The organism is Pseudomonas sp. PSB18 (assembly GCF_014596565.1).
In the GTDB taxonomy this organism is placed as follows: Bacteria; Pseudomonadota; Gammaproteobacteria; order Pseudomonadales; family Pseudomonadaceae; genus Aquipseudomonas.
This window is the reverse complement of record NZ_NOIN01000003.1, coordinates 302,043-319,653: the sequence shown is the minus strand read 5'-3', so window position 1 is coordinate 319,653 and position 17,611 is coordinate 302,043. Positions and strand designations below refer to the sequence as shown.

General features: G+C 61.6%; 15 protein-coding genes and 2 pseudogenes. 9 read left to right on the top strand and 8 right to left on the bottom strand.

The genetic code is table 11. The features are described 5' to 3' along the window. Positions 1-58: 58 nt before the first annotated feature. Positions 59-1,636, top strand: a complete 1,578-nt coding sequence (gene guaA, locus CGA22_RS09215) for a glutamine-hydrolyzing GMP synthase (protein WP_041020635.1) — start codon at positions 59-61, stop codon at positions 1,634-1,636. Between the two features lie 132 nt (positions 1,637-1,768). On the opposite strand, the pseudogene CGA22_RS09210 reads toward guaA, so the two are convergent. Further along, positions 1,769-2,092 (bottom strand): annotated as a pseudogene (locus tag CGA22_RS09210) (TetR/AcrR family transcriptional regulator C-terminal domain-containing protein); the annotation flags it as partial. Here CGA22_RS09210 and CGA22_RS09205 point away from each other — a divergent pair. The 6 genes and pseudogenes from CGA22_RS09205 to tadA all read left to right on the top strand — a co-directional run bounded on the left by CGA22_RS09205 (position 2,093) and on the right by tadA (position 5,936). After that, a complete protein-coding gene (locus CGA22_RS09205; RefSeq protein ID WP_223194718.1) occupies positions 2,093-2,269 on the top strand; it encodes a hypothetical protein in 177 nt (58 codons plus the stop codon). It begins immediately after the preceding pseudogene. Between the two features lie 205 nt (positions 2,270-2,474). Further along, the gene (locus tag CGA22_RS09200; protein ID WP_188258548.1) at positions 2,475-2,882 is read left to right on the top strand and encodes a DUF6632 domain-containing protein; all 408 of its coding nucleotides are present in this window, start codon (positions 2,475-2,477) and stop codon (positions 2,880-2,882) included. 232 nt (positions 2,883-3,114) lie between these two features. After that, positions 3,115-3,389: pseudogene (locus CGA22_RS09195) on the top strand (hypothetical protein). Between the two features lie 4 nt (positions 3,390-3,393). Further along, positions 3,394-3,918 (top strand): helix-turn-helix transcriptional regulator, encoded by a 525-nt coding sequence (locus CGA22_RS09190; protein WP_041020637.1) that lies wholly within the window; start codon positions 3,394-3,396, stop codon positions 3,916-3,918. Between the two features lie 144 nt (positions 3,919-4,062). Next, on the top strand, positions 4,063-5,439 hold the full coding sequence (locus tag CGA22_RS09185) for a multicopper oxidase family protein (protein WP_041020632.1): 1,377 nt from the start codon (positions 4,063-4,065) through the stop codon (positions 5,437-5,439). Continuing rightward, positions 5,439-5,936, top strand: coding sequence for a tRNA adenosine(34) deaminase TadA (tadA, locus tag CGA22_RS09180; RefSeq protein WP_041020631.1), 498 nt, complete (start codon positions 5,439-5,441; stop codon positions 5,934-5,936). The genes CGA22_RS09185 and tadA overlap by 1 nt, the downstream gene beginning before the upstream one ends. Positions 5,937-6,062: 126 nt before the next feature. On the opposite strand, the gene cmoB is transcribed toward tadA, so the two are convergent. Both cmoB and cmoA read right to left on the bottom strand, forming a co-directional pair. Beyond that, complete coding sequence (gene cmoB, locus CGA22_RS09175; protein ID WP_041020630.1) at positions 6,063-7,019, bottom strand: tRNA 5-methoxyuridine(34)/uridine 5-oxyacetic acid(34) synthase CmoB; 957 nt, start codon at positions 7,017-7,019, stop codon at positions 6,063-6,065. Further along, on the bottom strand, positions 7,016-7,759 hold the full coding sequence (gene cmoA, locus CGA22_RS09170) for a carboxy-S-adenosyl-L-methionine synthase CmoA (protein WP_041020629.1): 744 nt from the start codon (positions 7,757-7,759) through the stop codon (positions 7,016-7,018). The genes cmoB and cmoA overlap by 4 nt, the downstream gene beginning before the upstream one ends. Positions 7,760-8,063: 304 nt before the next feature. Here cmoA and CGA22_RS09165 point away from each other — a divergent pair, with 304 nt between their 5' ends. After that, complete coding sequence (locus CGA22_RS09165) at positions 8,064-9,023, top strand: omptin family outer membrane protease (RefSeq protein WP_041020628.1); 960 nt, start codon at positions 8,064-8,066, stop codon at positions 9,021-9,023. A gap of 62 nt (positions 9,024-9,085) precedes the next feature. Here the strand turns inward: CGA22_RS09165 and CGA22_RS09160 are convergent, their stop codons facing one another. The 5 genes from CGA22_RS09160 to CGA22_RS09140 form a co-directional block, all read right to left on the bottom strand. Next, positions 9,086-9,478, bottom strand: a complete 393-nt coding sequence (locus tag CGA22_RS09160) for a protease inhibitor I42 family protein (protein ID WP_041020627.1) — start codon at positions 9,476-9,478, stop codon at positions 9,086-9,088. Between the two features lie 210 nt (positions 9,479-9,688). Next, on the bottom strand, positions 9,689-12,103 hold the full coding sequence (lon, locus tag CGA22_RS09155) for an endopeptidase La (RefSeq protein WP_041020626.1): 2,415 nt from the start codon (positions 12,101-12,103) through the stop codon (positions 9,689-9,691). Between the two features lie 166 nt (positions 12,104-12,269). Beyond that, positions 12,270-13,583, bottom strand: a complete 1,314-nt coding sequence (locus CGA22_RS09150) for an MFS transporter (protein WP_188258547.1) — start codon at positions 13,581-13,583, stop codon at positions 12,270-12,272. Between the two features lie 208 nt (positions 13,584-13,791). Beyond that, positions 13,792-15,033, bottom strand: a complete 1,242-nt coding sequence (locus CGA22_RS09145) for a CNNM domain-containing protein (RefSeq protein WP_041024830.1) — start codon at positions 15,031-15,033, stop codon at positions 13,792-13,794. Between the two features lie 12 nt (positions 15,034-15,045). After that, positions 15,046-15,858 (bottom strand): inner membrane protein YpjD, encoded by an 813-nt coding sequence (locus CGA22_RS09140; protein ID WP_041024829.1) that lies wholly within the window; start codon positions 15,856-15,858, stop codon positions 15,046-15,048. A 196-nt stretch (positions 15,859-16,054) separates the two neighbouring features. Between CGA22_RS09140 and ffh the strand changes: the two genes are divergently transcribed. Then, positions 16,055-17,431, top strand: a complete 1,377-nt coding sequence (gene ffh / locus CGA22_RS09135; RefSeq protein ID WP_024778942.1) for a signal recognition particle protein — start codon at positions 16,055-16,057, stop codon at positions 17,429-17,431. The last annotated feature ends 180 nt before the right edge of the window (positions 17,432-17,611 follow it).

Below are 17,611 nucleotides of genomic sequence, written 5' to 3'. Positions count from 1 at the left end.
CACCGGGGCTGTTCATTCAGCCCCGAGTTGTTTCTGATTCACTACATGAGAATGAGTCATGGCCCTCGACATTCACGCTCACCGCATCCTGATCCTCGACTTCGGTTCCCAGTACACCCAACTGATTGCCCGCCGCGTGCGTGAAATCGGCGTGTACTGCGAACTGCACCCGTTCGACATGGATGACGAAGCGATTCGCGAGTTCGCTCCCAAAGGCGTCATCCTCGCCGGCGGTCCCGAGTCCGTGCACGAAGCCAACAGCCCGCGCTGCCCGCAAGCGGTGTTCGACCTGGGCGTACCGGTCTTCGGCATTTGCTACGGCATGCAGACCATGGCCGAGCAGCTCGGCGGCAAGGTAGAAGGCTCCGACCTGCGTGAATTCGGTTATGCCCGCGTTGACGTGGTCGGCAAGAGCCGCCTGTTGGACGGCATCGAAGACCATGTCGACGCCGACGGCCTGTTCGGTCTGGACGTGTGGATGAGCCACGGTGACAAGGTCACCAAGATGCCGGAAGACTTCCACATCCTCGCCAGCACGCCGAGCTGCCCGATTGCCGGCATGTTCAGCGACGAGCGTCGTTACTACGGCGTGCAGTTCCACCCGGAAGTGACCCACACCAAGCAGGGCGGCCGCATCCTGTCGCGCTTCATCCTCGACATCTGCGAGTGCGAAGCCCTGTGGACACCGTCGAAAATCGCTGAAGACGCCATCGCCCAGGTGCGCGCCCAGGTCGGTACCGACAACGTGCTGCTGGGCTTGTCTGGCGGCGTTGACTCCTCGGTGGTCGCCGCGCTGTTGCACAAGGCCATCGGTGATCAACTGACCTGCGTCTTCGTCGACAACGGCCTGCTGCGCCTGCACGAAGGCGAGCAAGTGATGGCCATGTTCGCCGAGAACATGGGCGTCAAGGTGATCCGCGCCAACGCCGAAGAGCAGTTCCTGACCAACCTGGCCGGCGAGTCCGACCCGGAGAAGAAGCGCAAGATCATCGGCCGCACCTTCATCGACGTGTTCGATGCCGAATCCTGCAAGCTGGACAACATCAAGTACCTGGCCCAGGGCACCATCTACCCCGACGTGATCGAGTCGGCCGGCGCCAAGAGCGGCAAGGCCCACGTGATCAAGTCCCACCACAACGTCGGTGGCCTGCCGGAAGAAATGAACCTCAAGCTGGTCGAGCCGCTGCGCGAGCTGTTCAAGGACGAAGTCCGTCGCCTCGGCCTGGAGCTGGGCCTGCCTTACGACATGGTCTACCGCCACCCATTCCCGGGCCCGGGCCTGGGCGTGCGGATCCTTGGTGAAGTGAAGAAGGAATACGCCGACCTGCTGCGTCGCGCCGACCACATCTTCATCGAAGAACTGCGCAAGGCCGACTGGTACCACAAGGTCAGCCAGGCGTTCGTGGTGTTCCAGCCGGTGAAATCGGTTGGCGTGGTCGGCGATGGCCGTCGTTACGCCTGGGTCGTGGCCCTGCGTGCGGTGGAAACCATCGACTTCATGACCGCTCGCTGGGCGCACCTGCCGTACGAGCTGCTGGAAACCGTTTCCGGTCGCATCATCAATGAAATCGACGGCATCTCCCGCGTGACGTATGACGTGTCGAGCAAGCCGCCGGCGACGATTGAGTGGGAGTGATTGGACGTCCGGTATTGTCCGGCGCAATCTAGCAAGAAATACCCTGAAGCCCGCGTAATTGCGGGCTTTTGGCTTTTTGGGTCTGGCAGAATCTGGCAGCTTTGTGCGACTTGCGTAACGTCCTCCAATGGCTCAATGCGACGAAGCCGGAACCTTCAACCCGTGCGCGGCGATGAACATGGCGACGGCTGACCGGCAATAGGACTCGATTTCGTTGTCGTCCTCTGCTCTCGCCTCATCGAAGCGCGCGATGATCAGGAGGTCGGATCCTTTGAAAAGCGCGGCAAACAAGCGGGCGGACCGGAGAGGGTCGGGCACGTTCAGAAGCGCCTTCGCGTGCAACTGACGCAACAGGGCCTCGATTTGGGCGATGACATGGGCGGGGCCGGCTTCGTAATGGAGCTTGCTTAACGACTTTTGATTCGTCCTGTCGGCCATGACCATGGCTTCGACGCGGTGAAGCTGGCGTTCGAGGGCGGCCCGCTGTCGCGTGCGCTCGCTGATCAGCCCGACGACATCCGTGCCCGCGCCTCGGTCGCGGTTCGTGCCGCTTTCGCGGGTCTTCCCGGCGAGCGGTCGGTGATGATCGATGGCGCGGTATGGATCGTCATGGCACGCAATCCATGTAACTAATTGGCCTTATTGAGTTTTGATTGGCTATTCATAATCACGTGTGAGTGATCCTGGCCAGGTCTCGATGGCTTGGGTGTGAAAAAAGAACCGTGTGAACCTGCGTTCACACGGTTTTCTGTTTTTGCGACGCGCTATAGCCGAGGTGCCTTCTATACTCAACGACGTCCAGTTTCGGCGACCGTCCCGCCGCAATAAGGAGCCCGTCATGAACGACACCCAAAGACTCACCGCCCTGCGCATGGTTTTGATCGTGGTGGGCCTGATCTCCGTGTTTGCCATCTGGCCGCTGATGATCCTGTGGCCGTCCGGTTGGACATGGCACAGCGGTCATTCCGACTATCCGCTGATGATCGTCGGCCTCTACGCGACCCTCGGCGTGTTCCTGCTGAGGGCTTCACGGGATCCGCTGAAGCACCTGAGCGTGATCTGGTTCACGGTCTGGTCGAGCGTCGTGCATGGCGCAATCATGGCCGTGCAGTCCTTTGGTGTCGGAATGGATGGCATGAGCCATTACGGCCACTTGCTCGGCGATGTGCCCGCGCTGTTCGTGGTCGCAGCGGCGCTGGCCTTCCTTACACCCCGTGGCGAAAAGGCGCGTTTACTGGCGGGTTGATCCTTGTGTTGCGGTGTACCTGAAAAGCCCTGTGGATAACCTCTCCAGGGCTTTTTAGTGGCCGTACTGTTTTCCTCAGCGCTCTTCTGCACCGACAGCGAAGCCGTCCGGTACCGTCACCTTTCGCTACGATTCGGCCCTCATCGGTGCGCCGAGAATGCCTATCATCCAAGTGAAGGATTGGGTTGTCATTTGACAACCAGGAAAGTCATGCGAATACTGGAGAGCACTGATGATTCGTCCCTCGCATCCGAGAAAAGGAGTCGAAGAAGCGCTGAGGCATGCCGAAGCGTTGGGGTGGCGCGTAGAGGTCGGCGGCAGTCACGCCTGGGGCGGGCTTATTGTCCGTATAACGACGAGGAGTGTCGTTGCGGTGAGTTCTGTATCACATCGATATGGAGCACGCCGAGAAACCCTGGCAATCATGCGCGAGCATTACGACGCGTCGTGGACAATTGCACTACCCATCGCAATCGTTGCGAGGCTGATGACGATGCTGAGGAGTAAGACAATGGAATATACCTTTACCCTGAAATATCAGCTTGCTGACGATGACCGTACCTCGGATGAACTGGTGGAGCGGCTGGGTGCAGCGGGCTGCGACGATGCCCTGGTAGGCATAGGACAGCCGGGACGGTTGGCTCTCGAGTTCACGCGCAATGCTCCTGATGCGATTAAGGCCGTGCTCAGCGCTTTGAGCGACGTGCGCCGTGCGGTGCCATCGGCCAGGCTGATTGAGGTTGCCCCTGATCTGGTTGGGCTGACCGACGTAGCCGAGATCGTTGGCGTGTCTCGGCAGAACATGCGCAAGTTGATGTTGGCCCACCCGAGCAGCTTCCCGACGCCCGTACACGAGGGCAGTGCGTCTATCTGGCACTTGGCGGACGTTCTGACCTGGCTGCAGAGCAAGGGCGGTTATTCGCTTACCAGGAACGTGTTGGACGTGGCCCAAGTAGCCTTGCAGGTCAACGTTGCGAAAGAAGGCCGACGGTTACCAGGACTGGTTTTCAAGGACTTGGACGCTTTGGTTGGCTGACAACCTGAAATGAGGGACGCCCTCATCGCATCCAGCAGGGACTACACGACAATCCTTCACTTAATCTTTCTCAATTGCAGGTGTATCGTATTCGCCTTTTGCGGGCCCACCGGTTCGCCGCGGATTCAATAGGTGGTTGCATTCATGTCGTTTACCCGTCGCCAAATACTCGGTGGCCTGGCCGGTCTTGTTGTCGTGGGCGTTGGCGCGGGAGGCGCATCGCGGTATTGGTTGGGCAAGCGGGCGGATGCCGAGGCTGGCCATGACTATGAATTGATTGCGGCGCCTTTGGACGTCGAGCTGGTGGCCGGGCACAAGACCCAGGCCTGGGCCTTTGGGCCGTCGGCGCCGGGTACCGAGTTGCGGGTGCGCCAGGGCGAATGGTTGCGGGTGCGTTTCATCAATCACCTGCCGGTCGCCACCACCATTCACTGGCACGGGATCCGCCTGCCGCTGGAGATGGACGGTGTGCCGTATGTCTCGCAACTGCCGGTGCTGCCGGGTGAATACTTCGATTACAAATTCCGCGTGCCGGACGCCGGCAGCTATTGGTACCACCCCCACGTCAACAGCAGCGAAGAGCTGGGGCGTGGATTGGTGGGGCCGCTGATCATTGAAGAGCGCGAGCCCACCGGTTTCAAATACGAAAAGACCCTGAGCCTGAAGAGCTGGCACGTGGATGAGCAGGGTGAGTTCGTAGAGTTCAGCATCCCTCGCGAGGCGGCTCGTGGTGGGACGGCCGGGCGACTGGCGACCATCAACGGCGTGCCGGAGGCGGTGATCGACCTGCCGGCCGGGCAGATCACCCGGGTGCGCCTGCTCAACCTCGACAACACCCTGACTTACCGGATCAACATTCCCGGTGTCGAAGCGCAGATCTATGCCCTGGACGGCAATCCCATCGAACCACGCCCGCTGGGCAAGGAATACTGGTTGGGCCCGGGCATGCGCATCTGCCTGGCCATCAAGGCCCCGCCGGCCGGGGAAGAGTTGTCGTTGCGCAACGGGCCGGTACGCCTGGGCACCCTGCGCTCGGTGCCCAACGACGACGCGCCGACCCAATGGCCACCCGCGTTGCCGGCCAATCCGGTGTCCGAGCCGGACCTGGCCAATGCCGAGAAACTCAACTTCAATTTCGAGTGGGTCGGTTCGGTGTCGGTCAATGTCGACAACGGCAAGCCGCCGAGTCTGTGGCAGATCAACGGCAAGGCCTGGGACATCACCGACAAGACATGCGCCGACCGGCCGATTGCCATACTGAAAAAGGGCAAGAGCTACATTTTCGAATTGAAGAACATGACCCAATACCAGCATCCGGTCCACTTGCACGGGATGAGCTTCAAGGTGATCGCGTCCAACCGGCACAAGGTCATACCGTATTTCACCGACACCTACCTGCTGGGCAAGAACGAGCGGGCACAGGTGGCGCTGGTGGCGGATAACCCGGGCGTGTGGATGTTCCACTGCCATGTGATCGACCACATGGAAACCGGCCTGATGGCCGCCATCGAGGTGGCGTGATGCGCCAGATTCGTCCCGCCCGGATCATTGACCGCAGCCGCGACCAGGACTTCATGCGCGAAGCCCTGGCGCTGGCCGCGCGAGGGGCGGCCCTGGGCGAGGTGCCGGTGGGCGCGGTGCTGGTGCAGGACGGTGAGATCATCGGACGCGGCTTCAATTGTCCGATCAGCGGCCACGACCCTAGCGCGCACGCGGAAATGGTCGCCATCCGCGCCGCCGCCCAGGCCGTGAGCAATTATCGCCTGCCCGGCAGCACCCTCTATGTGACGCTCGAACCGTGCAGCATGTGCGCCGGCCTGATCGTCCACTCCCGCATCGCCCGGGTTGTCTACGGCGCCCTGGAGCCAAAGGCCGGCATCGTGCAGAGCCAGGGGCAGTTTTTCAGCCAGGCATTCCTGAACCATCGGGTGATGTTCGAGGGCGGGGTATTGGCAGAGGAGTGCAGCACTGTGTTGAGCGAGTTCTTCAAGGCGCGCAGGGCCAAGCTCCAGGATTGAACACCGACCCGCCTTTGTGGGAGCGAGCCTGCTCGCGATAGCGGAGTGTCAGTAAACACTCTTTTGATTGATTCACCGCTATCGCGAGCAGGCCCGCTCCCACAGGGATGGGGGTGTTTGATCTATTTATTTACGCGCCACGATCACCGCCCGCATCGGCGCCGGCAAGCCTTCGATGGTCTTGCTGTGGTCGTCGGGATCGAGAAAATCGCTCAGCGACTGATACTTCATCCACTCCGTGCTGCGTTGTTCTTCCACGGTGGTCAGGCTCACGTCCACGCAACGCACATCGCTGAAACCGGCACGGCGCAGCCAGCGTTCCAGGGCCGGCACCGAAGGCAGGAACCAGACGTTGCGCATCTGCGCATAGCGGTCCTCGGGCACCAGCACCTGATGCTCGTCGCCCTCGATCACCAACGTTTCCAGCACCAGCTCACCGCCCTTGACCAGGCAGTCCTTGAGGGCTAGCAGGTGTTCGATGGGGGAGCGGCGGTGATAGAACACGCCCATGGAGAACACCGTGTCGAAGCCTTCCAGGTCCGGCGGTAAATCTTCGAACGGGAACGGCAGGTGCCAGGCATTGGGCTGGGAAAGGTAGCGCTGTACCGCCTGGAACTGGCAGAAGAACAGCCAGTTGGGGTCGACGCCGATCACCGTGTCAGCCCCGGCGCCGAGCATCCGCCACATGTAGTAACCGTTGCCGCAGCCCACATCGAGGATGCGCTTGCCCTTGAGATCCAGGTGCGGCGCCACACGCGACCACTTCCAGTCCGAGCGCCATTCGGTGTCCACATGCACGCCAAACAGGTCGAACGGCCCCTTGCGCCATGGCGACAGGCCCATCAGCGCGGTGCGCATCTGCGCGCGGGTTTCGTCGCTGCAATCGGTGTCGAGGGTCAGCCCGTTTAACAGGTCGATTTCGCTCGGCTGCAACACCGGCAAGGCGTCGAGGGCGCTCTGCCAGCGTTCCAGGTCGCCATGGCCCTTTTCCATTTTGGTGTCGAGTTGCGTCTGCAGCGTCGCGGCCCAATCGGCCAGGGGCGTGCCGGCCAGGCGGCGGGCGAGGGGGGACAGATCAATCATGGCAAGGCTATCAACGAGGCGAAGTTAAGACATTGGAACCACGGCACGACTTTCGAGAACCCGGCCGCTAACAGGCGTTCGCGGTGTTCTTCGAGGCTGTCGGGCTTCATGACGTTTTCGATGGCGCTGCGTTTCTGGGCAATCTCCAGCTCGCTGTAGCCGTTGGCGCGCTTGAACGCGACGTGCAGGTCGGTGAGCAGCGCGTGCTCCTGCTCATCGTTGAAGCGCAGTTTTTCCGACAGGATCAGGGCACCGCCGGGCAGCAGCGACTGGCGGATGCGGCTCAACAAGGCCGTACGCTGATCCGGTGCGATGAACTGCAGGGTGAAGTTCAGCGCCACCACCGAGGCCGGCTGGAATTCCAGGGCCAGGATATCGCCCTCGATCACCTCCACCGGCAGCAGCTCCTGGAACATCGAGTCCTGGCCGTTGAGGTATTCGCGGCAGCGCTCGACCATGGCCGCCGAGTTATCCACAGCGATCACCCGGCAACCGTCGGTGCGCACATGGCGGCGCAGCGCCTGGGTCACCGCGCCCAGGGAGGAACCCAGGTCATAGAGCACACTGCCCGGCTGGGCAAATTGCGCGGCAAGCACGCCGAGGTTTTCGACAATGGTCGGGTAACCCGGCACCGAGCGCTTGATCATGTCCGGGAACACCCGCACCACGTCCTCGTTGAAGGCGAAGTCAGGCACTTGGGCCAGGGGTTGGGCGAATAGGCGATCAGGGTCGTTGCTCACGGCGGTTCCAGCGGCAGGGTGAAAAGGCGGGCATTTTAGCCAAATTAATGCGCCAAAGCGTGATCTTTGATCTATGCCCGGGCCCCGCCCTCATGCTCATCGGCTCGACGGGGGCTGCGGCAGGTCCGCTGGAGGTGAACAGTAATGCAACTTCCCGGCACATTTTGTTTAGCGGTGTTTTCGGTTCGTTTCTTGCTGAATAAAGTTGCGTTGATATAAAAAGCGCAACTTCAAAAGCGACTGCCGATGTGCCTGCAATTGCAAGAGGCGGCTGAACTAAGTTTATTCATCAGGGAAGTTATAAATGTTTGTACAAGGGAAGAAAGCAGCCGGGCGAATTCATTTTGTTATATTTGCAACAGCCGCGACGGTTGCGCTTCCAGTCGCTGCTGATGGCACGAGGCACTTGTACGTAAATGAGAAAATTACGCTTGGCATCAATGCAGGTGTTCTGAGTGGTCAGACCCAAGAGCGGGTCTACGAACCCGAGGAAGGTGGGCGGAAGGTCAGCCAGCTCGACTGGAAGTACAAAAATGCTGCGGTCATCAAAGGTTCACTCGATTGGAACGTGCGCCCCTGGGTTTCACTGGGGGCATCAGGCTGGACGACGATCACCGACAAGAGCGGATACATGAATGACGATGACTGGGTCGATGCCTCCCAGAGCCAATGGACAGACCGCGCCGTCCACCCCAACACAACCCTGAGATATGCCAACGAATTCGATATCAATCTCAAGGGCTGGTTATTGAATGAACCTGCTTATCGCCTGGGCCTGATGGCTGGATACCAGGAGCGCCGCTTCAGCTTCATCGCCAAGGGCGGATCCTTTAGCTACAACAACGGTGCATACACTGGCGAGTTTCCGGCGGACGTAACGGTAACGGGCTACAAACAGCACTTTAAAACCCCGTATGTTGGATTGGTCGGTAGCTATCGATACAAGCGTTTCGATATGGAGGGGGTGTTCAAGTACAGTCGCTGGGCTTCTGCCACTGACATTGATGAGCACTACCTGGCCGATAAGACGTTTGTCGGCAAAACAAAGCATCAACAGTATTATTCGCTGGGAGGAAAGTTGGGCTATGACATGACCGCCAACACGAATATTTTCGTGGAGAGCACGTGGAGTCGCACACGGAATAAAAAAGGCAGCCTCACCGTTAAGAATCGTTCCGATAACTACCGCGATAGCTATACCGATTCCGCGGGCATCGAAAGCTCCAGCGTCATGACGACCATCGGGTTGAAACACGCTTTTTGAAGATGCGGCGTCGCAACGTACAGCCAGCCGCCTCCATCAGCGTGAGGGCGGCCGACCGATTATCAATTCACCGCAATGGCACAGTCGAAGGTTTCCACGGGCGGTACTTCGGGGGCCCAGGGCTGTTGATAAGTCAGGCGCAACCGGCCGGTACCGGCGGCGAATGCCTGGAAGCGCCAGGTCGACACGCCGGCGGCGCCGACGATGCCGGCGTCTTCCGGATTGCGGTAGACCTCGGGGCCCAGCGCTTTCAACACGCCGCCCGCCGAATCCTGGATCGCCCAGCGATACCCGGTGGTGGGGTTGCTGGGCAAGCTGAGGATCATGTTCTGCCCGTTGTTGAGCCGCACCGGGCACTCGCTGAGTTTCTCCACGGTCACGTTGTTTTTCGGTTGCGTGGCGCAAGCGCTCAGCAGGGCAAGGCTGACGGGGACGAGCAGGCGGGTGAGGGACATGGGGGCTCCGGCATTTGCGACGAACGGGGAGCATAACCGAAGATGCTACTGGGTGTGTCAGGTGGGCCCAGGTTGTTGCTGATGACATTATCGCGGGCAAGCCTTGCTCCCACAGAACAGGGTGTGGATCACAGTTTCTGTGAACAACACCCATCCCCTGTGGGAGCAAGGCTTGCCCGCGATGGGGCCATGACAGGCGCTACATGAATCTCAGAACAACACCTTCGCCACATCCGCAAAGCGCTTGGCAAAGTGCACCGTGACGCCTTCCTTCAGATAGTCCGGCAGTTCTTCGAAGTTGCCCCGGTTGGCCTCGGGCAGGATCAACTCGAGGATTTTCTGCCGGCGCGCCGCGATGACCTTTTCACGCACCCCGCCAATCGGCAGTACATGGCCGGTGAGGGTCAGCTCGCCGGTCATGGCGACACCTTTCTTCGGTGGCTGGTTGCGGGCCAGGGACAGCAGGGCGCTGGCCATGGTCACCCCGGCGCTCGGGCCGTCCTTGGGCGTAGCGCCTTCCGGCACGTGCAGGTGGACGAAGGCTTCGTCGAAGAACTTCGGATCGCCGCCGAATTGCTGCAGGTGCGAACTGACATAGCTGTGGGCGATTTCCGCCGACTCCTTCATCACGTCGCCCAGTTGCCCGGTGAGCTTGAAGCCGCGATTGTGGGTGTGGATGCGTGTCGCTTCGATCGGCAGGGTGGCGCCGCCCATGCTGGTCCAGGCCAGGCCGGTGATCACGCCGATGCCGGACAGCACCTGTTCGTTGCGGAATACCGGTTTGCCCAGGGATGCCTCAAGGTCTTTCGGCCCGAGCTTGATCACCGCCTTCGGATCGTCTATCAGCTTCATCACCGCCTTGCGCACCAGTTTGCCCAGTTGCTTCTCCAGTTGCCGTACCCCGGCTTCGCGGGCGTAGCCGTCGATCAGCGCCTTCAAGGCGCTGTCGCTGATGCTCAGGCTGCCCTTGGACACCCCTGCCTTGGCCAGTTGCTTGGGCCAGAGGTGGCGCTTGGCGATGGCGACCTTTTCTTCGGTGATGTAGCCCGACAGGCGAATCACCTCCATCCGGTCCAGCAGCGGGCCCGGGATCGAGTCCAGGGTATTGGCGGTGCACACGAAGAGCACTTTGGACAGGTCCAGGCGCATGTCCAGGTAGTGATCGAGAAACTCGACGTTCTGCTCCGGGTCGAGGGTTTCCAGCAAGGCCGAGGCCGGGTCGCCCTGGTAGCTCTGGCCCATCTTGTCGATCTCGTCGAGCATGATCACCGGGTTCATCACTTCGACGTCTTTGAGCGCCTGCACCAGTTTGCCCGGCTGGGCGCCGATGTAGGTGCGCCGATGCCCCTTGATCTCGGCTTCGTCGCGCATGCCACCCACGCTGAAACGGTAGAACGGCCGACCAAGGGATTCGGCAATGGACTTGCCCACGCTGGTCTTGCCCACGCCCGGCGGGCCCACCAGCAGCACGATAGAGCCGCTGATCTCGCCTTTGTAGGCACCCACAGCGAGGAATTCGAGGATACGGTCCTTGATGTCGTCCAGGCCGGCGTGGTGCTGGTCGAGCACCTTGCGCGCGTGCTTGAGGTCGAGCTTGTCCTGGCCGTATACGCCCCACGGCACCGAGGTCGCCCAATCGAGGTAATTGCGGGTGACGGCGTATTCCGGCGAGCCGGTTTCCAGGATCGAGAGCTTGTTCATTTCCTCTTCGATACGCTTCTGGGCCTGGGCCGGTAGCACCTTGCCCTCCAGTCGCTGCTCGAACTGTTCGAGGTCGGCGCTGCGATCGTCCTTGGTCAGCCCCAGTTCCTGCTGGATGACCTTGAGCTGTTCCTTGAGGAAGAACTGGCGCTGATGTTCGCCGATCTTGCTGTTGACCTCCGCCGAGATCTCTTTTTGCAGCCGCGCGACTTCCACTTCCTTGCGCAGCATCGGCAGCACTTTCTCCATGCGCTTGAGCATGGGCACGCAATCGAGCACTTCCTGCAGTTCATTGCCGGTGGCGGAGGTGAGTGCGGCAGCGAAATCCGTCAGCGGCGACGGATCGTTGGGGCTGAAGCGGTTGAGGTAGTTCTTCAATTCTTCGCTGTACAGCGGGTTGAGCGGCAGCAGTTCCTTGATCGCATTGATCAGCGCCATGCCATAGGCCTTGACCTCGTCAGTCGGCTCGCTCGGCTGGTGCGGGTATTCGACTTCCACCAGGTACGGCGGACGATGGTGCTTGAGCCAGGTGCGGATGCGCACGCGGGTCAGGCCCTGGGCGACGAACTGCAACTTGCCCGCCTCGCGACTGGCGTGGTGCACCTTGACCAGCGTGCCGTACAGCGGCAGCGCCGACGTATCGAAATGGCGTGGGTCTTCCTGGGGCGTATCCATGAAGAACAGCGCCAGGGAGTGATGTTCGGACTTGGCCACCAGTTCCAGGGTTTCGGCCCAGGGTTCTTCATTGACGATGACCGGCAGCACCTGGGCCGGGAAGAATGGGCGATTGTGGATGGGGATGATATAGACCTTGTCCGGCAGGTTCTGGCCGGGCAGGGCCAGGCCGGTGCCGGAGACGGTGTGTTCGATGTGTTCGGGGTCAGCGTATTCGTTCGTGGCTTCTGTAGAGTGCTGGTCGCTCATGGGGCACCTGCGCAATGGAGTATGGTGCTTAGATGGGGCAGGTGGGGGGTGGTTTCAATGGTGGGATTGTTAGCGGCTATTTCATGGTGCGTTGTTCAGCGTTGTGACAGGTGCTGTGGCGAGGGAGCAAGCTTCCCCGCCACAGTGGATCGTATGCTCGTAGGCTTCAGGCAACCCGATTCAAATCGTTATGGCGGGTTTCCTTCAAGCACAGCACCGCGATCACGCTGAGTACGGCGGCAGCCGATACGTAGCCGCCGACATAGCTCAAGCCGCCCATGGCCACCAGCTTCTGGGCAAAGAACGGGGCGGCCGAGGCGCCGACGATGCCGCCCAGGTTATAGGCCGCCGATGCGCCGGTGTAACGCACGTGGGTCGGAAACAGCTCCGGCAGCAAGGCGCCCATGGGGGCGAAGGTCACGCCCATCAGGAACAGCTCGATGCACAGGAACAGCGCCACGCCGCCGGTCGAACCCTGGGTCAGCAGTGGTTCCATGAGAAAGCCCGAGGCAATCGCCAACACGCCCCCGGTGACCAGCACCGGCTTGCGCCCGAAGCGGTCGCTGGCCCAGGCGGACAACGGCGTGGCGGCAGCCATGAACAGTACGGCAAAACACAGCAGGGCAAGGAAGGTCTCGCGGCTGTAGCCAAGGGTGGCGACGCCGTAGCTCAGGGAGAACACCGTGGAGATGTAGAACAGCGCATAACACACCACCATCGCCGCCGCGCCCAGCAATGTCGGCGCCCAATACTGGCTGAACAGCTCGACCAGCGGCACTTTCACCCGTTCCTGACGGGCCACGGCGTTGGCGAAGACCGGGGTTTCATGGAGCTTGAGCCGCACATAGAGACCGACGATCACCAGCACGGCGCTGAGCAGGAACGGAATCCGCCAGCCCCAGGAACGGAACTGCTCGTCGTCCAGGCTCATCGCCAGGCTCAGGAACAGTCCGTTGGCCGCCAGGAAGCCAATGGAAGGGCCCAGTTGGGGAAACATGCCGAACCAGGCGCGCTTGCCCTTGGGGGCGTTCTCGGTGGCGAGCAGTGCGGCGCCGCCCCATTCACCGCCCAGCCCCAACCCCTGGCCGAAGCGCAGCAGGCACAACAGGAACGGTGCCCAGGCGCCAATGCTGGCATAGCCCGGCAGCACGCCGATGAGGGTGGTGCACACGCCCATCAGCAGCAGCGACGCCACCAGCGTGGACTTGCGGCCGATCCGGTCCCCAAAGTGGCCGAACAGCGCCGAACCCAGCGGTCGGGCGAGGAAGGCGATGCCGAACGTCAGGAAGGACGACAGCATCTGTGCCGTACCTGACGTCTGTGGGAAGAACACCGGTCCGATCACCAGGGCCGCAGCCGTGGCGTAGACGTAGAAGTCATAGAACTCGATGGCGGTGCCGATGAAGCTCGCGGTCGCCACGCGGGTGGTGGAGTTCGTCGGCTGGGCAGGCACGGCGTCGTTGCAGGTCGTGGTGGTCATGCAGTTATCCCTGACAGTCATGTGCTCCGTTGGAGCGAATTATTATGGTTGAACGCGACTATTTTGCTGCTCTGTGCTGTGCAAGGGCACTATGGGATCAAACTGTGGGAGCAAGGCTTGCCCGCGATAAACGATAACGCGGTGCCAACTGTTGCACCGCGGCGAGGCCTTCGCGGGCAAGCCTTGCTCCCACAGGGGGTTGCGTACGCTAGGAGGCCGCCGGCACCGAACTGTTATGCCACACCAGCACCTGGTTGACGCGGTTGTCCACGGTTTCGATGATTTCCAGACGATAACGACCGATTTTCAGGCAGACCGGGCTTTCGGGAATGGTTTCCAGCGCTTCGGTCACCAGCCCGTTGAGGGTCTTGGGGCCGTCGCAGGGCAGGTGCCAGCCCAGGGTCTTGTTCAGTTCGCGAATCGACGCCGCACCATCGATCATCAGGCGCCCGTCCGGCTGCGGATGAACGTGCGGGTTGTCGAGGCTGTGCTCGCTTTCGAACTCGCCGACGATTTCTTCGAGAATATCTTCCAGGGTGACGATACCCAGCACTTCGCCGTATTCGTCCACCACCATGCCCAGGCGCCGCTGCTGCTTGTGGAAATTCAGCAGCTGCAGTTGCAGCGGCGTGCTTTCGGGCACGAAGTAAGGTTCGTGGCAGGCGGCCAGCAACGCCTCCTGGGTCAGGCTCGCGTCCGCCAGCAGATGGCGGATCTGGCGGGTATTGAGCACCGCTTCGACCTGGTTGATGTCGCTGTGGAACACCGGCAGCCGGGTCCGGCGATTCAGGAGCAACTGTTCGATGATCTCCCCGATGGGGTCGTCGAGGTTGATGCCGTCGACTTCGCTGCGGGGGACCAGGATGTCGTTGACGGTGATGTTGTCGAGGGCGTGGATGCCGGAAACCGGATGCGGACGCCCGGTGTTCTGCTCATGTTCATGCTCGGCCCGCGCCGGTGCGGGCATTTCGTCGTCGCTTTGCTGGACCGCACTGGTTTTGCGGGCAAAGGGTCGCAGCAGCAACTCACTCAGGTTGTTCAACAGCCAGGCCAGGGGATAAAGCAGCTTCAACGGCACGCCAAGCAGCGTGTTGCCCAGCGCCAGGATCGCGTCCGGGTAGCGGGTGGCCAGGGTGCGTGGCAGGTAGTCGGCGAACACCAGCAGCGCCGCGCTGATGGCGAGCCAGGCGATCCAGGGACCGTTTTCCAGCCAGGTGAAGATCGCCAGCAAGGTGCCGATCACCAGCGCCAGGGCACGACACAGGGTGTTGCACAGAATCAGGCTGGTCAGGGGGAAGTCCAGCTTCGCCAGCGGCTTGTCGCCGGCGCGCGAAGCCTTGCGCTGGGCCAGCAGGTGGTGCCGGGCGGCTTCGATGGCGGTAAACAGGGCCGCCCAGAGGATCAGCACGACCAGTACAGCGAAGAGCGGCCCCGCGGGCAACCTATCCATCAGCGCCGTCCGTCAGATATGCAGGATGTATTCACGGACCAGTTTGCTGCCGAAGTACGCCAGCATCAGCAGGCAGAAACCGGCCAGGGTCCAGCGAATGGCTTTATGGCCGCGCCAGCCGAGACGGTTGCGGCCCCACAGCAGCACGCTGAACACCACCCAGGCCAGGCAGGCCAGCAGGGTCTTGTGCACCAGGTGCTGGGCGAACAGGTTCTCGACGAACAGCCAGCCGGAGATTAGCGACATCGACAGCAGGGCCCAGCCGGCCCAGAGGAAACCGAACAGCAGGCTCTCCATGGTCTGCAGCGGCGGGAAGTTGCGGATCAGTCCGGATGGATGCTTGTTCTTGAGCTGGTGGTCCTGCACCAGCAGCAGCAAGGCCTGGAATACCGCGATGGTGAAGAGGCCGTAGGCGAGGACCGACAACAGGATATGGGCGAGGATGCCCGGCTCTTCGTCGATGACCTGCACCGTGCCCGACGGCGCGAACTGTGCCAGGAGCACCGTCGCCAGCCCCAGCGGGAAGAGCAGCACCAGCAGGTTTTCCACCGGGATGCGCGAGCAGGCCAGCAGCGTCAGGGCGATCACCGCGACGGCGATCAGGCTGGCGGCGTTGAAGAAGTCCAGGCCCAGGCCGATCGGCGTCATCAGGTGGGTAAAAAGGCTGGCCGCGTGGCCAAGCACCGCCAGCACGCCGAGCGTGACCAGCAGGCGTTTGTTCGCCTTGGCGCCGCTGGCCAGGCGGGTGCCTTGATAGAGGGTCGCAGCGGCATAAAGACAAGCGGCGGCGAGGGAGGCAAGCAAGCTGGGTGACAAGGGGAGCATAAATCCTGTTAGGCAAGCCCGAAAGGCGCTGAGTTTGGCATAGAACCCATCCTGCACGAAAGACCGCCGCGAGGTGTACGCGGCACGCTTCTTCGCTATAATCCGCGACCTGCCCACGCCGCAGGCTCGCCGAGCACATTTTTCACGGTCTGGGCCGCCATTATCCCGGCCTCATACGGGCCTGAAAGGATCGCGCATGTTTGAAAACCTAACCGACCGTCTCTCGCAGACGCTGCGCCATGTCACCGGCAAGGCGAAGCTGACCGAGGACAACATCAAAGACACCCTGCGTGAAGTGCGCATGGCGTTGCTCGAAGCCGACGTCGCCCTGCCGGTGGTCAAGGACTTCGTCAATTCGGTCAAGGAACGCGCCGTCGGCACCGAAGTGTCGCGCAGCCTGACGCCGGGCCAGGCGTTCGTGAAGATCGTCCAGGCCGAACTCGAAAGCCTGATGGGCGCCGCCAACGAAGACCTGAACCTGAGCGCCGTGCCACCGGCCGTGGTGCTGATGGCCGGCCTGCAGGGCGCGGGCAAGACCACCACCGCCGGCAAGCTGGCGCGCCTGCTCAAGGAACGCAAGAAGAAGTCGGTGATGGTGGTGTCCGCGGACGTCTACCGTCCGGCGGCGATCAAGCAACTGGAAACCCTGGCCAACGACATCGGCGTGACGTTCTTCCCGTCCGACCTGAGCCAGAAACCGGTGGACATCGCCCAGGCGGCCATCAAGGAAGCGAAGCTCAAGTTCATCGACGTGGTCATCGTCGACACCGCCGGTCGCCTGCACATCGATGAAGAGATGATGGGCGAGATCAAGGCGCTGCATGCCGCGGTCAACCCGGTGGAAACCCTGTTCGTGGTCGATGCCATGACCGGCCAGGACGCGGCCAACACCGCCAAGGCCTTCGGCGATGCGCTGCCGCTGACCGGCGTGATCCTGACCAAGGTCGACGGCGATGCCCGTGGCGGTGCCGCGCTGTCGGTACGGGCCATCACCGGCAAGCCGATCAAGTTCATCGGTATGGGCGAGAAGAGCGAAGCGCTCGAACCGTTCCACCCTGAGCGCATCGCGTCGCGCATCCTGGGCATGGGCGACGTGCTCAGCCTGATCGAGCAGGCCGAGCAGACCCTTGACAAGGAAAAAGCCGACAAGCTTGCGAAGAAACTAAAGAAGGGCAAAGGCTTCGACCTCGAAGACTTCCGCGACCAACTGCAACAGATGAAGAACATGGGCGGCCTCGGCGGGCTCATGGACAAGCTGCCGAACATTGGCGGCGTGAACCTGGCGCAGATGGGCAACGCCCAGGGCGCGGCTGAAAAGCAGTTCAAGCAGATGGAGGCCATCATCAACTCCATGACCCCGGCCGAGCGCCGCGACCCTGACCTGATCAGTGGTTCGCGCAAACGCCGTATCGCCATGGGTTCCGGCACCCAGGTGCAGGACATCGGTCGCTTGATCAAGCAGCACAAGCAGATGCAGAAGATGATGAAGAAGTTCTCCACCAAGGGTGGGATGGCCAAGATGATGCGTGGCATGGGCGGTATGTTGCCCGGCGGCGGCATGCCCAAGATGTAAGAATCCAGGCACCGGCAATCATGCCGGTGCAACCCACGGGGACGTGGGATCTCCAGCCAACCCGTCATTCGCGGGCGCTGATCGTCGCAGATCTGAATGGCAGCCCGGCAGTCGCCGGAAAAAGTCATTTGCAAAAGTCTGGATATTCCTTAGAATATGCGGCCTTTCGGGCACCCATGC